The following is a 14,291-nucleotide window of genomic DNA, read 5'->3' on the forward strand; positions in this document are numbered from 1 at the left end:
GTCGAGTTGCAGACCCCAATCCGAACTGAGACCGGCTTTTTGAGATTCGCTCCGCCTCACGGCATCGCAGCTCTTTGTACCGGCCATTGTAGCACGTGTGCAGCCCAAGACATAAGGGGCATGATGACTTGACGTCGTCCCCACCTTCCTCCGAGTTGACCCCGGCGGTCTCCTGTGAGTCCCCATCACCCCGAAGGGCATGCTGGCAACACAGGACAAGGGTTGCGCTCGTTGCGGGACTTAACCCAACATCTCACGACACGAGCTGACGACAGCCATGCACCACCTGTATACCGACCACAAGGGGGCACCCATCTCTGGGTGTTTCCGGTATATGTCAAGCCTTGGTAAGGTTCTTCGCGTTGCGTCGAATTAAGCCACATGCTCCGCTGCTTGTGCGGGCCCCCGTCAATTCCTTTGAGTTTTAGCCTTGCGGCCGTACTCCCCAGGCGGGGAACTTAATGCGTTAGCTGCGGCACCGACGACGTGGAATGTCGCCAACACCTAGTTCCCAACGTTTACGGCGTGGACTACCAGGGTATCTAATCCTGTTCGCTCCCCACGCTTTCGCTCCTCAGCGTCAGTAATGGCCCAGAGATCCGCCTTCGCCACCGGTGTTCCTCCTGATATCTGCGCATTTCACCGCTACACCAGGAATTCCGATCTCCCCTACCACACTCTAGCCTGCCCGTATCGGATGCAGACCCGGGGTTAAGCCCCGGGCTTTCACACCCGACGTGACAAGCCGCCTACGAGCTCTTTACGCCCAATAATTCCGGACAACGCTTGCGCCCTACGTATTACCGCGGCTGCTGGCACGTAGTTAGCCGGCGCTTCTTCTGCAGGTACCGTCACTTTCGCTTCTTCCCTGCTGAAAGAGGTTTACAACCCGAAGGCCGTCATCCCTCACGCGGCGTCGCTGCATCAGGCTTTCGCCCATTGTGCAATATTCCCCACTGCTGCCTCCCGTAGGAGTCTGGGCCGTGTCTCAGTCCCAGTGTGGCCGGTCGCCCTCTCAGGCCGGCTACCCGTCGTCGCCTTGGTGAGCCGTTACCTCACCAACAAGCTGATAGGCCGCGGGCTCATCCTTCACCGCCGGAGCTTTCCACCGCAGGAGATGCCTCCCGCAGTCGTATCCGGTATTAGACCCCGTTTCCAGGGCTTGTCCCAGAGTGAAGGGCAGATTGCCCACGTGTTACTCACCCGTTCGCCACTAATCCACCCCGAAGGGCTTCATCGTTCGACTTGCATGTGTTAAGCACGCCGCCAGCGTTCGTCCTGAGCCAGGATCAAACTCTCCGTGAATGTTTACCGGTAATCCGGTGCAACACACACGAGAGCGGAACAGTCAGACCGGAATGTGGCCGACTGTTCACAGCGTCCTCGCTGTGCGCCTTCCTCGCGGAAGGACTTTTTCAAAGGAACCTCGACCATCCGAAGATGGACGGGGTATCAACTAATCTGGCGTTGATTTTTGGCACGCTGTTGAGTTCTCAAGGTGCGGACGCTTCCTTTGTACTCACCCTCGCGGGCTTTCCTCCGGGCGCTTCCTTCGTTTCCGACTCTATCAGATCTTTCCGATCCGATTTCCTCGGTGCTTTCCGGTCCCTTTCGACTTTCGTCGTTCCGGGCCCTTCCGGCGTTTCCGACTCTATCAGATCCTTTCGGCGTCTGATCCCCGGTCAGCGGGGTTTGTCTTTCCGGCTGTTGGGCCGTTCCGACGTCTCAAACTCTAGCGGATTTCCCCGGCGGCTCATAATCGAGTCTTCGAAATGAATTTCGGCATGCCGAAATTCGTCCCGGTGGGGAGATCGTGCGGAGTTGAGGTGCCGCATCTGCGGCGGGATGGCTGTCGAAGAACCGTTCCGGCTCCGTGACAACTCGGAGAACACTACGCACCCACAAGGGGCGTGTCAAGGGTGCCTCGGCAGCCCGAACGTCAGTCCAGGTCCGTCAGCCGGCCGCCCGCGTCCGGCTGGGTGAGCTCCACGCGCCGCAGCAGGCGGATGAGCATCTCGCCGAGAGCCCCGCGCTCCTCCGACGTCAGGTCCTGGAGGAGCTCTTCCTCGAAGTCGGTCGCCATACGCATGGCCTCCAGCCACTTCTGGCGGCCCTCGTCCGTCAGCTCGACGATCACGCGCACGCGGTTGTTCTCGTCGCGGTCGCGGGTGACCAGGCCCTCCCCCGCCATGCGGTCGATGCGGTGGGTCATGGCGGCCGGGGTCAGGCCGAGGCGCTTGGCGAGCTCGCCGGGGCCCAGGCGGTAGGGGGCGCCGGAGAGGACGAGGGTCTTGAGGACCTCCCACTCGGCGTTGCTGATGCCGAGGTCGGCGACCTGGCGGCCGTACGCCACGTTCATCCGGCGGTTCAGCCGGCCCAGGGCGGAGACCACCTTCTCGACCTGGGGGTCGAGGTCGCGGAACTCGCGCTGGTAGGCGGCGATCTGCTCGTCGAGGCTCGGCTCCTGCGGGGCCTGGGGGCCGGGCGGCGCGGGGGTGTCGGACATGCGGCGAGTATCCCACGGTGCTCGTTGGCGTTGAAGTCCTTCTATGTGTATCGTTAAGGATCGAACTTTAGGATTGAAGTCTTCAGGGTTCAGGGCTACAGCACTGAACCCGCGACCGAAGTGGGTGAGTGTGACCAAGGGGACGGGCGCCGCGATGCGCCGGATTCAGGCAGGCAGCGCGCTGAGCGCGTTCGGACTCGGCTTCACCGTGCCGTACCTCTATGTGTACGTCGCTCAGGTGCGCGATCTGGGTGCGAGCACAGCGGGTGTCGTCCTGGCCGTCTTCGCCATGGCAGCGCTCGTCGTCCTGCCCTTCAGCGGGCGGGCCATCGACCGGCGCGGGCCGGTGCCCGTACTGCTCGTGGCCTCGCTGCTGGCCGCGGCCGGCGCGCTCGGGATGGGCCTCGCGTCGTCCGTGCCCGCGGCCGTCGGCTCGGCGGCGCTGCTCGGTGCCGGTACGGCGGTGATGCAGCCGGCGCTCGCCACGATGATCGTGTGGTGCTCGACGCAGGCCACCCGGACCCGTTCCTTCGCGATGCAGTTCTTCCTGCAGAACCTCGGTCTCGGCATCGGTGGTCTCATCGGCGGCCAGCTGGTCGACACCAGCCGTCCGGACAGCTTCCTGCTGCTCTTCTCGATCGAGTCGGCGATGTTCCTGGTCCTGGCGGCGATCGTGCTGACGGTGAAGACGCCGGAGTCCCCGGCCCTTCAGGGCGCGCGGCCGGCCGGCCGCCAGGGCGGTGGGGTGCGGGCGCTGCTCGGACACAAGGCGATGGTGCAGCTGTGCGTCCTCGGCTTCGTGCTGTTCTTCGCCTGCTACGGGCAGTTCGAGTCGGGTCTCGCCGCGTACGGCACGGAGGCCGCCGGGATCGCCCCGTCGACGCTCGGTGTCGCCCTGGCCGCCAACACCGCGGTCATCGTGGTCGCCCAGTTCCTGGTGCTGAAGTTCGTCGAGCGCCGCAGGCGCACCCGGGTGATCGCGGCCGTCGGTCTGATCTGGACCGTGGCGTGGCTGTTCGCCGGGTACGCGGGCCTGGGGCACGGCAGCCAGGCGATGGCGACGGCGGCGTTCGTCTCCACGTACGCGCTGTTCGGGCTCGGTGAGGCGATGCTGTCGCCGACGGTCGCGCCGCTGGTGGCGGACCTGGCGCCGGAGTCGATGGTCGGCACGTACAACTCGGCCTTCGCCCTGGTGAAGCAGCTCGCGCTGGCCGTCGGTCCGGCGGTCGGCGGGCCCATGGGGGCGTCGCTGCACGGGCCGTACATCCTGACCTTCGTGCTGTTCTCGCTCGGGATCACCTTCCTGGCGGTCCGGCTGGGCAGGCAGCTCACGCCGGTGCAGAACCAGCCGTCGCTCGCCGTCAGGCCGTCGCGCGTGGTGGCCCAGCACCAGCCGGCCGCGAAGGAGACCGCGGCCGCCTGACCCGTACCGCCTGCCCGTACCGCCCTAGCGCGTGTCCGGCAGGGCGAACTCGCACCACACCGCTTTGCCGCCGCCCGGAGTGCGGCGGCTTCCCCAGGACGAGGCGATCGTCGCGATGATCGAGATTCCGCGACCCGCCTCGTCCTCCGTTTCCGCCCTGCGGCGGCGCGGCAGATGGTCGTCGCCGTCCGTCACCTCGATGATCAGGCGGCGGTCGGTGCGCCGGAGCCGCAGCCGCATGGGCGGGGTGCCGTGCTGGAGTGAGTTCGCCACCAGCTCGCTGGTGGCGAGGACGCCGAGGTCGCGCAGCTCGACCGGGAAGCGCCAGCTGGCGAGGACGCCGGAGGCGAAGGCCCGCGCGCGGGGGGCGGCCTCGACGCCGCCGATGAGTTCCAGGGCCGCGTTGTGGAAGAGCTCGGCGTCGGCGCCCTTGCGGGCCGGGTGCTGGAGGACGAGGACGGCGACGTCGTCGTCGTGTTCGGCGGTGACGCCGAGGGAGCGGAGCAGCCGGTCGCAGACGACCTGGGGGCTGCCGGTGGCGCCGGAGAGGGCGCGCTCCAGGGCGGAGACGCCTTCGTCGATGTCCTCGCGGCGGCGCTCGACCAGGCCGTCGGTGTAGAGGACGGCGGTGGAGCCGGGCGGCAGGGCGATGGAACCGGAGGTGTGCAGCCAGCCGCCGGTGCCGAGCGGCGGGCCCGTGGGGTCCTCGGCGCGGCGGACGGTGCCGTCCTCGTCGCGGACGAGGATCGGGAGGTGGCCGGCGGAGGCGTAGACGAGCTTGCCCTCGTTGGGGTCGTGGACGGCGTAGACGCAGGTGGCGATCTGGCTGGCGTCGATCTCGGCGGCGAGGCCGTCGAGGAGCTGGAGCACCTCGTGCGGCGGCAGGTCGAGGCGGGCGTAGGCGCGGACGGCGGTGCGGAGCTGGCCCATGACGGCGGCGGCGCGGACGCCGCGGCCCATGACGTCGCCGATGACGAGGGCGGTGCGGCCGGCGCCGAGGGTGATGACGTCGTACCAGTCGCCGCCGACGGCGGCGTCGGTGCCGCCGGGCTGGTAGGTGGCGGCGACGCGGAGGTCGTCGGGCTGTTCCAGCTCCTGCGGGAGCAGGGAGCGCTGGAGGGTGACGGCGGCCTCGCGGTGCCGGCGCTCGCTGGCCCGGAGCCGCTCGGCCGCCTCGGCGTGGTCGGTGACGTCGGCGGCGTGCACGAGGACGCCGCCGTCGGCGAGGTGCGGGCTCTCCACGGGCAGGCAGGTGACGGTGAAGGAGCCGCCGTCCTGGGTGCGGCGGGACTTCACGGTGCGGGGCTTGCCGCTGCGCAGGACCTGGTCGAGGAGCGGCAGCAGGCCGAGCTCCTCGGCCTCGGGGCAGCTGTCGGCGACTCTGGTGCCGGCGGTGCGGGCGCCGAAGGCGGCGACGTACGCCTCGTTGACGTACGCGATGCGGTGCTCCCTGCCGTACACGAGCGCGACCAGGCCGGGGAGGCGGCCGACGATCTCCCGGACGGTGAAGTCCTCCAGGGCGGGTACGTCGGCGGCGACGTCGGCGATGTCGGCGACGTCGGGGTCTCCGGCGAGGTGCTCCGGCCGGGGCCCGTACTCACCGCGGGCCGCGGGCACGGAGCCTTCGGTTCCGCGGGCCGCCGCGCGACGCTGCGTACCGGGGAGCCGGGCGCTCCAACGGGTGAAGTTCACGGATCTGTATGCCTCGTGGTGTCGTTGCCGTGCAGAGTCACTCTGTGCAGGTGTGAGCCCACCTATGGTCACACGTCCAGTGTGGACGAGTGCACTGACAGTGATGTCAGGCGGAGGACTCGCCCTCCTGGGCGGGCTTGGCCGGGGGTGGGGGCGCGGCGGCCTGTTCGAATTCGGCGCGCGGGTGCTCCAGGGAGCCGAGGGAGACGATCTCGCGCTTGAAGAGACCGGACAGGGTCCATTCGGCGAGGACGCGGGCCTTGCGGTTGAAGGTGGGGACCCGGCTGAGGTGGTAGGTGCGGTGCATGAACCAGGCGGGGTACCCCTTGAGTTTGCGCCCGTAGACGTGGGCGACGCCCTTGTGCAGGCCGAGGGAGGCGACGGAGCCGACATAGGCGTGCCGGTATTCCTTGAGCGGCTGTCCGCGCAGGGCGGCGGCGACGTTCTCGGCGAGCACCTTGGTCTGGCGGAGGGCGTGCTGGGCGTTGGGGGCGCAGTCGGTGCCGGGCGGGTCGACGGTGACGTCGGGGACGGCGGCGGCGTCGCCGGCGGCCCAGGCGTGTTCGACCCCGGCGACGGCGAGCTGCGCGGTGCAGCGGATGCGGCCCTGTTCGGTGCGGGGCAGGTCGGTGGCGGCGACGAGCGGCGCGGGTCTGACGCCGGCGGTCCAGACGACGGTACGGGTGGGCAGGCGGGTGCCGTCGCTGAGGACGGCGACCCGGTTCTCGCAGGAGTCGAGGCGGGTGCCGAGGCGGACGTCGATGTTCCGGCCGCGCAGCTCGCGGATGGCGTAGCGGCCCATCTCCTCGCCGACCTCGGGCAGGATCCGGTCGGACGCCTCGACGAGGACCCAGCGCAGGTCCTCGGGCTTGATGTTGTGGTAGTAGCGGGCGGCGTAACGGGCCATGTCCTCGAGTTCGGCGAGCGCTTCGACGCCGGCGTAGCCGCCGCCGACGAAGACGAAGGTGAGGGCGGCGTCGCGGATGGCCGGGTCGCGGGTGGAGGACGCGATGTCCATCTGCTCGATGACGTGGTTGCGCAGGCCGATGGCCTCCTCGACGGTCTTGAAGCCGATGCCGTGGTCGGCGAGGCCGGGGACCGGGAGGGCACGGGAGACCGAGCCGGGGGCGATGACCAGCTCGTCGTAGCGCAGCTGCACGTGCCCGGCGCCCTCCTCCTCGGTGGCGAGGGTGGAGAGGGTCGCGGTGCGCTTGGCGTGGTCGACGGCGTGGACCTCGCCGATGACGATGCGGCAGCGGTCGAGGACCCGGCGGAGCGGGACGACGACATGGCGCGGGGAGATGGAGCCGGCCGCGGCCTCGGGCAGGAACGGCTGGTACGTCATGTACGGGTCGGGCGTGACCACCGTGATCTCGGCCGTGCGGTCGCGGAGCTCGGCCTTGAGCTGCCGCTGGAGGCGCAGCGCGGTGTACATCCCGACGTAGCCACCGCCGACAACGAGAATGCGCACAGGTTCGGTCACTGTCCCATGAGGCAACGTCGTCCGGGGTTTGTCCACAGGCCCGGCAAATTGTGTGACCGGAGGGGTACGGAGGCGCGGGGTGGCGAATCCACCGGTCGTACGGTAGAACGCGCAGGTCAGGGTGGGGGTGGCTCGTGTGACCTGGGACCGGAATCGGGAGGGTTCCGGTCCTTGCTCCGATCGGGGGGCGCACCGTACGGAACTGCCCCTTCTGAATTGACCCCGACTCAACTATGTTCGTACTTCGTCGGGGTGTCGGATCGCCGCGCGCGGACCGCACGCGCGGCACGGTCGGACCCCCGTGTCAGGGCGGGGAGTCTCCGGGGGGAGACATCATGAGCGGGGGAACGCTTATGCAGATTCAGGATTCGTACGGGCAGGTCCGTACGGCGCAGTCGGCGCCGAACGGCCGGTCCGCGCCGCTGCGCGTGGACGCGCAGCGCAATCTGGAGCACGTGCTGCGCGCCGCGCGCGAGGTGTTCGGCGAGCTCGGTTACGGGGCTCCGATGGAGGACGTGGCGCGCCGCGCCCGGGTCGGTGTCGGCACCGTGTACCGCCGTTTCCCCAGCAAGGACGTGCTGGTCCGGCGGATAGCCGAGGAGGAGACGGCGCGGCTCACGGAGCAGGCGCGCACGGCGCTCGGCCAGGAGGACGAGCCGTGGTCGGCGCTGTCCCGGTTCCTGCGCACCTCCGTCGCCTCGGGCGCCGGCCGGCTGCTGCCGCCGCAGGTGCTGCGGGTGGGCGTGGACGAGGTGCTGCTGCCGACCGGTCCGTCGGCCGAGGACGCGGCGCGGGTTCCGCAGCAGCGCGAGGCCGTGGGCGTCGCGGGCACCGTGGGCCTGGCCGTCGCGGCCGGCTTCGGTGAGAAAGGCGACGCGCGGGTCGTCGCGCCGCGTGCGGTGCCGGCGGCCGAGCAGGACGACGCGGGGGCCGCGGAGCTCCTCGAGGTCGTGGGCCGGCTGGTGGACCGGGCGCGCGAGGCCGGTGAGCTGCGGACGGACGTGACGGTGTCCGACGTCCTGCTCGTGATAGCCACGGCGGCGCCGGCGCTGCCGGACGCCGCGCAGCAGGCGGCGGCTTCGGCCCGGCTGCTCGACATCCTGCTCGAGGGGCTGCGTTCGCGGTAGCGGCCCCTGGGCGGGCACGGTTCTCGACGGCCCGGGCGGGCCGTCGAGCATGACACGAACGGATGAGCGGTTACGCCCGGACGCGCCAAGTCGCCCCGGACGAGTGGTAAGTGGACGCGAGGGCTCGGCGTGCCCGCGCTCTGTGGCAGGCTTGGCCGTTGTTCGGGTCCGAGCGTGCATACGGGGGCTTCCGCGATGAGCGGTGACAGTCGGGACGAGACGTCGGCCGCCGCCGGCACCACGGAACCCGGCGGGCTGCCCGCTGGGCAGGTGCCGAGCCAGGGCGGACCGTCGGGCGCGTCCGGGACCGTGGCCGGGGCCGGATCCGCTGGCGCCGGGGCCGCTGGCGCCGGGGTCGCCGAACCGAGCGTGCCGCAGCAGCGCGAGGGCGGCTCCGCGGCGCATCTCGCGGGCGACGAGGCCGAGTCCGGTTCCGTACTGCCGCCGCCGTTCGATCTGCCGCCGTCCGACGCCGAGCTCGTGCAGCGCATGCGGGAGGGCGACGACAGCTCCTACGAGGAGCTGTTCCGCCGGCACTCCGAGGCCGTCCGCCGCTACGCCCGTTCCTGCTGCCGGGACGCCGACACCGCCGACGACCTGACGGCGGAGGTCTTCGCGAGCACCCTGCAGGCGGTACGGCGCGGGGCCGGGCCCGAACAGGCCGTGCGCGCCTATCTGCTGACCTCGGTCCGGCGCGTCGCCGCCAGCTGGACCCGCACCCAGAAGCGCGAGCAGCTGGTCGAGGACTTCGCGGTGTTCGCCGAGGACGCCGCCCGCGCGTCCGAGGTGTCCGACGGAACCGCGACGTTCGCGGGACTCGATCTGGGCGCCGACGTGCTCGCCATGCACGACGCCGAACAGTCCCTCGCCATGCAGGCGTTCCGGTCACTGCCGGAGCGCTGGCAGGCCGTCCTGTGGCACACCACCGTCGAGGAGGAGTCGCCGAGCGAGGTCGCCCCGCTGTTCGGCCTCACCGCCAACGCCACCGCCGTGCTCGCCAGCCGGGCCCGCGAGGGACTCAAGCAGGCGTATCTCCAGGCCCATGTCAGCCAGTCGCTCACCTCGGGCGGCGACTGCGCCCGCTATGCCGACCGGCTCGGCGCGTTCGCGCGCGGCGGGCTGCGGATGCGGGCCGAACGGGGACTGCGCAAACACCTGGACGAGTGCGCGAAGTGCCGGCTCGCCGCCGGTGAACTGGCGCATGTGAACGCCGGGATCCCCGCGCTGCTGCCGGTCGCCGTCATCGGCTGGTTCGCCGCCGGTTACTCGCTCAAGGCGGCCGGAGTCGTCGCGGGCGGGGTCGCCGGTGCGGGCGCGGCCGGCGCCGCCGCCGCGGCCACCGGCGCGGGCGCCACGACCGGCACCGCCGGGGCCTCGTCGGCCGCCGCCGAGGGCCTGGGCATCCCGGCGAAGGCGGGCCTCGCCGCCGTCGCCGCGGTCGCCGCGACCGCCGGTCTGGTGTGGGCGCTGACCGGCTCCGACCCGGAACCGGTCGCCAAGCCGACGCCTTCGCCCACGGTCGTCGCGCCCGTCCAGGCGCAGCCGCCCGCGCCGAAGCCGGTGCCCAGGCCCAGCAAGCCGGCGCCGCCGCCGGTCCAGGCCGCGCCGACACCGCCCGCGCCGAAGCCGACTCCGACGCCGAGCGCGAAGCCCAGCCCCCGGCCGACGCCGTCACCGACACCGGCGCCCAAGCCCAAGGCGACGCCCCGGCCCACCCCGTCCAGGACCACGCCCCAGCCGGTGCCGGCACCGGCCTCGTACCAGCTCAGCGAGCTGCAGTACGGGATCGCCGGCGACGGCACCAAGCCGGAGGTCGACCTGGCGCACAGCAGCTGGATGTGGCAGCGCTCCGGCCTGTCGATGAACGGCACCCGCTACGCACACGGGGTGAGCGTGCACGCCCCGTCCTCGCTGTTCGTCGACCTCAACCGGCAGTGCAACAGCTACGACGCGCTCGTCGGCGTCGACGACATCACCGTCCCGCTGCCCGGCCCGGCCGGGGTGCGCTTCTCGGTGTACGCGGACGGGGAACGGCTGTGGCGCTCGGCCGTGGTCCGTCCCGGTGACGCGCCGCTCCCGGTGCACGTCGGCCTCTCCGGCCGGCACACGCTGCGCCTCGTGGTCGAGCAGCACACACCGTTCGGCCACGCGGTGCTCGCGGACTGGGCGAACTCCCGGATCAGCTGCTCGTGACGGGACCGGGCCGCGGCCTCAGCCGCCGTCCCGTATGTGCTCCGGCGTCCCGTACGGCTCCGCGAGCGCCAGGAGCTCGTCGAGGGTGAGGTCGCGGCCGGCCGTCCGCGCCGCCTCACAGGCCGCCGCGTCCAGACCGGCGCGGGTCAGGGCCGTGACGGTCTCGGCCTCCCGGCGCTCCGGCTCGGCGCGGGGTATGCCGGCCCGCCAGGTGTCGGCGGCGGCCAGCGCGCTGACGGCGGGGGCGAGTTCGCCGCCCAGGGCCAGCGCGACGGCCAGCCCCTCGGCGAGGGCGACGGTGACGAACTCGGCGCACTGCCCGTCCCTGGCTGTGCGAAGTGCCTCGACGGCCCGGCCGACGGCCGCCGCACCGGCGCCCTCGTGGGCCTCGATCCGGGCGGTGAGGCCCTGCGCGGCGGCGACGAAGTGCGGCGGCGGAGTGCCGCCCTCCATCAGCGCGCCGCCGGCCTCGGCATGCCGGCGGGCGGCGGCCACGTCCCCTTCGTGCAGCGCGACCCAGGCCCGCAGGAAGTCGATGTACGTCTGCGCGTCGGCGACGTGGTGGCGCCGGCCCTCCGCTTCCGCCTCGTCCAGGCCGGCCCTGGCGTCCGCCGTGCGGCCGTCTCGCCAGTCGAGCTCGGCGAGCCGGGCGAGGAGGAACGGCGCCTCGGCGTGCGCGCCGACCTCGCGGGCGAGGGCGAGCGCCTCCACGTACGCCTCGCGGGCCGCCTCGTGCCGGCCGCGCATGATGTTGGCCTCGCCCGCGGCGCTGGCGACCTGGGCACGCATCCAGCGGTCGCCGACCCGGCGGGAGAGCACGAGCAGCTCGGCGAGGTCCTCGTCGACGTCGGGCATGCCCCCGGGCATGTCGACGGCCATGTGGGCGCGGAACATCAGCACCACGCCGGTCTCCCAGTCGCTGCCGTGGCGGCGGCAGCCGGCGACGGCGTTGTCGAGCAGGGTGCGTATGTCGACGGGGTGCTGGTCGAAGACCGCGATGAACGGCCAGAGCAGGCCGGGGAAGCGGGCGGACTCGGGGCCGGGGTCGGTGGAGAACGCGGTGAGGACCCGGGCGCGGACGGCCGTGGCCTCCGGGTCGTCGCGGAAGGCCCTGCCGTTCTGGTTCTCCGCGGCGAGGAAGAAGTGGAGCATGCGCAGGTGCATGCGGGGCCAGAAGCGGGGATCGGCCGGGTCCTCGGGGTCCTCGCCGAGCGGCAGGACGCGCTCCACCCAGGACATGCCCTCGGGGCGGTAGTTGCGCAGCCACCAGAACCAGCCCATGGCGAAGACGAGCCGCAGGGCGACGGCCTCGTCCGGGTCGGTGAGCGTGGTGCGGTGCAGGGCCGCGCGGATGTTGTCGAGGTCGCGCTCGACGCGGGCGATCCAGGGGAGCTGGGCGCCGGAGCGCAGCAGCGGTTCGGCGCGCTCGGCGAAGGCGGTGAAGTGCGCGGTGTGGGCGGCCTCGGCGGCGGCGCGCAGCTCCGGGGTCTCGGCGGCGCGCTCCACGGCGTACTCGTGGATGGTCTCCAGGAGGCGGTAGCGCATCTCGCCGTCGTCGGTGGGGGTGGCGACGACGAGGGACTTGTCGACGAGGGCGCCGAGGACGTCGGCGGTGCCGTACGGGGCCGGGCTGAGGGCCTCGGCGGCGGCGAGGTCCCAGCCGCCGGCGAAGACGGACGCCTGGCGCAGCAGATCGCGCTCCTCCGCTTCGAGCAGCTCCCAGGACCAGTCGACGACCGCGCGGAGGGTCTGCTGGCGGGGCAGCACGGTGCGGGAGCCGGAGGTGAGGAGGAGAAAGCGGTCGTCGAGGCGGTCGGCGATCTGGCGCGGGGTGAGCAGCCGCAGCCGGGCGGCGGCGAGCTCGATGGCGAGCGGCAGGCCGTCGAGCCGGCGGCAGATCTCCTCGACGGCGCGCGTGTCCTCGTCGGTGGCCTCCGCGCGGAAGTCGGGGCGGACGGCGCGGGCGCGCTCGGTGAAGAGCCGGTGGGCGGGGGGCGGCGGGAGGGGCTCGACGGGGCGGACGGATTCGCCCGGGACGCCGAGGGGTTCCCGGCTGGTGGCGAGGATCCGCAGGCCGGGGCAGCGGGTGAGGAGGGTCTCGGCGAGCGCGGCGGCGGTCCCGATGACGTGCTCGCAGTTGTCGAGGACGAGGAGCAGCGGGCGGCGGGCCAGGTGCTCGACGAGATGCGCGGTCGGGTCGTCCTGGAGGGGCACGCCGTCGCGGGTGATCAGGTTCGTCTCGCGCAGCCGGAGCGCGGAGAGCACGGCGCCGGGTACGGCCTCGGGGTCGTCGAGCGGAGCGAGCTCGGCGATCCAGGCGGCCGCGCCGACGGCCTGCCGCGCGGCCTCCTCTGCGAGCCGCGTCTTCCCCGACCCACCGGGCCCGGTGAGCGTGACGAGCCGGGAGCGCTCCAGATCGGCCCGAAGCGCGACGAGATCGGGCTCGCGCCCGACGAAGGACGTGAGCCGGGGACGGATGTTGCCGACCTCGGGGGCGGGGGTGGCGAGGTCGGCAGGGGTGGTCGGGGCGGCTGACGAGGAGGCGTCCGCGAAGGCACCCCGGTGGGCCGGCGCAGCCGTGCCGGACCCGCCGGCCGGGGCGGCCGAGGTGGTCGGAACAGACCAACCACCGGGGGCGGGAGGGCCGGCCGGGCCGGCTGACGTGGCCGCACCCGTGGAGGCATCCCGGGCGGCTGGGCCGGCCATGCCGGACCAACCGGCCGGGGCGGCCGGGCCTGAGGCCTCCGCAGGCGCCGGCCTGACGGCCGGGGCTGCGGCGGGCCTGGCCGGGTCGGCATGGGCCACCTGCTCGGCGGAGCCGGCGGGTGCCGCCGGATCGGACCAGCGTGCCGAGCCGGCGGGATGGCCGGGGACGGCGGGATCGGACCAGCCTGCCGAGCCGACCGGATGGCCGGGGACAGCCGGATCGGACCAGCCTGCCGAGCCGACCGGATGGCCGGGGACCGCGGGATCGGACCAGCCTGCCTGGGCGGCCGGGCCGACGGTGGTTGCCCAGTCGACAGGGGCGGCCGGGCCAGGTCGACCGGCCGGGCCGGCGGGAGCCGGGCGGGCCGAGGGACGGGTCTGGCCGTGGCCCGCGAGGAGTTCCGCGTGCAGAGCCGCGAGTTCGGGCCCCGGATCGGTGCCGAGTCCGTCGGCGAGGGTGCGGCGGGTCTCCTCGTACGCGGCGAGGGCGTCGGCCGGGCGGCCCTCGGCACGCAGGGCGCGGATCAGCTGGGCGTGGAAGGTCTCGTCGTACGGATACGCGCCGGTGAGCTCGGTCAGCTCCGGCACGAGCCCCGCGGTGGCGCCGCGCCGCAGGTCCGCCTCGATGCGCTGCCGGAGCGCGGCGAGCCGCTGCGCCTCGGGGCGGACGCCCGCGTGCTCGGGCAGATCGGCGAGCGCGGGTCCCCGGAACAGCGCGAGGGCGGTGCGGAGGAGTCCGGCCGCGGTCTCCGGGTCGCCGGCCGCGAGCCGGGCGCCCGCGTCCCGTACCCGCGCCTCGAACACGTACAGATCGATGTCCGCGGGCCCCGCCACCAGCCGGTACCCGCCCGGCACCGACGCCACCGCGTCCTTCCCGAGCACCCGCCGCAGCCGCCCGACCAGCGCCTGCAGCGCCGCCTGCGCCTCCAGCGGCGGCTCGTCCTCGTAGACGTCGTCGACCAGCTCCCCGACCGACACGGTCCGTCCGCCGCGCACCGCGAGCGCGGCGAGCAGCGCCCGCAGCCGGGCCCCGCCGAGGGGCAGGGAGGCGCCGGTGGAGTCGAGGGCGGCCGTGGTGCCGAGGATGAGGTAACGCACCCGGCCATTGTCGCGGGCCGGGGTGGCCAGCGCCTCGGGGTTTCCGTCGGGGTTTTCCCGGAG

Annotated in this window: 7 protein-coding genes and 1 rRNA gene; 3 read left to right on the top strand and 5 right to left on the bottom strand. The window is 72.6% G+C overall.

The window, feature by feature from the left end; translation table 11 throughout:
• Positions 1–1,305, bottom strand: a 16S ribosomal RNA gene (locus ACWEV0_RS07425); the annotation flags it as partial.
• A gap of 634 nt (positions 1,306–1,939) precedes the next feature.
• Positions 1,940–2,506 (bottom strand): MarR family winged helix-turn-helix transcriptional regulator, encoded by a 567-nt coding sequence (locus ACWEV0_RS07430; protein WP_453147324.1) that lies wholly within the window; start codon positions 2,504–2,506, stop codon positions 1,940–1,942.
• 154 nt (positions 2,507–2,660) lie between these two features.
• On the opposite strand from ACWEV0_RS07430, the gene ACWEV0_RS07435 reads away from it, so the two are divergent.
• Positions 2,661–3,929 (top strand): MFS transporter, encoded by a 1,269-nt coding sequence (locus ACWEV0_RS07435; protein ID WP_453147476.1) that lies wholly within the window; start codon positions 2,661–2,663, stop codon positions 3,927–3,929.
• A gap of 24 nt (positions 3,930–3,953) precedes the next feature.
• Here ACWEV0_RS07435 and ACWEV0_RS07440 read toward each other — a convergent pair whose 3' ends face one another.
• Positions 3,954–5,621: an ATP-binding SpoIIE family protein phosphatase gene (locus ACWEV0_RS07440; RefSeq protein WP_453147325.1), complete on the bottom strand. Its 1,668-nt coding sequence runs from the start codon at positions 5,619–5,621 to the stop codon at positions 3,954–3,956.
• 106 nt (positions 5,622–5,727) lie between these two features.
• The gene (locus ACWEV0_RS07445) at positions 5,728–7,104 is read right to left on the bottom strand and encodes an NAD(P)/FAD-dependent oxidoreductase (RefSeq protein ID WP_453147327.1); all 1,377 of its coding nucleotides are present in this window, start codon (positions 7,102–7,104) and stop codon (positions 5,728–5,730) included.
• Positions 7,105–7,457: 353 nt separating this feature from the next.
• Between ACWEV0_RS07445 and ACWEV0_RS07450 the strand changes: the two genes are divergently transcribed.
• Positions 7,458–8,231 carry a TetR/AcrR family transcriptional regulator gene (locus tag ACWEV0_RS07450; protein WP_453147328.1) on the top strand — a complete coding sequence of 258 codons (774 nt, stop codon included), beginning with the start codon at positions 7,458–7,460 and terminating at the stop codon, positions 8,229–8,231.
• Between the two features lie 195 nt (positions 8,232–8,426).
• Entirely contained in the window at positions 8,427–10,424 is a 1,998-nt protein-coding gene (locus tag ACWEV0_RS07455; RefSeq protein ID WP_453147330.1) for a sigma-70 family RNA polymerase sigma factor, read from the top strand.
• 18 nt (positions 10,425–10,442) lie between these two features.
• On the opposite strand, the gene ACWEV0_RS07460 is transcribed toward ACWEV0_RS07455, so the two are convergent.
• The gene (locus tag ACWEV0_RS07460; RefSeq protein ID WP_453147332.1) at positions 10,443–14,228 is read right to left on the bottom strand and encodes an AfsR/SARP family transcriptional regulator; all 3,786 of its coding nucleotides are present in this window, start codon (positions 14,226–14,228) and stop codon (positions 10,443–10,445) included.
• Positions 14,229–14,291 lie beyond the last annotated feature (63 nt).

The sequence above is a fragment of the Streptomyces sp. NPDC003943 genome, from assembly GCF_053605265.1.

Bases quoted from the DNA above. Each gene is read 5' to 3' on its own strand.
- ACWEV0_RS07430 (WP_453147324.1), bottom strand. From the start codon at position 2,506: ATGTCCGACACCCCCGCGCCGCCCGGCCCCCAGGCCCCGCAGGAGCCG.
- ACWEV0_RS07435 (WP_453147476.1), top strand. From the start codon at position 2,661: ATGCGCCGGATTCAGGCAGGCAGCGCGCTGAGCGCGTTCGGACTCGGC.
- ACWEV0_RS07450 (WP_453147328.1), top strand. From the start codon at position 7,458: ATGCAGATTCAGGATTCGTACGGGCAGGTCCGTACGGCGCAGTCGGCG.
- ACWEV0_RS07455 (WP_453147330.1), top strand. From the start codon at position 8,427: ATGAGCGGTGACAGTCGGGACGAGACGTCGGCCGCCGCCGGCACCACG.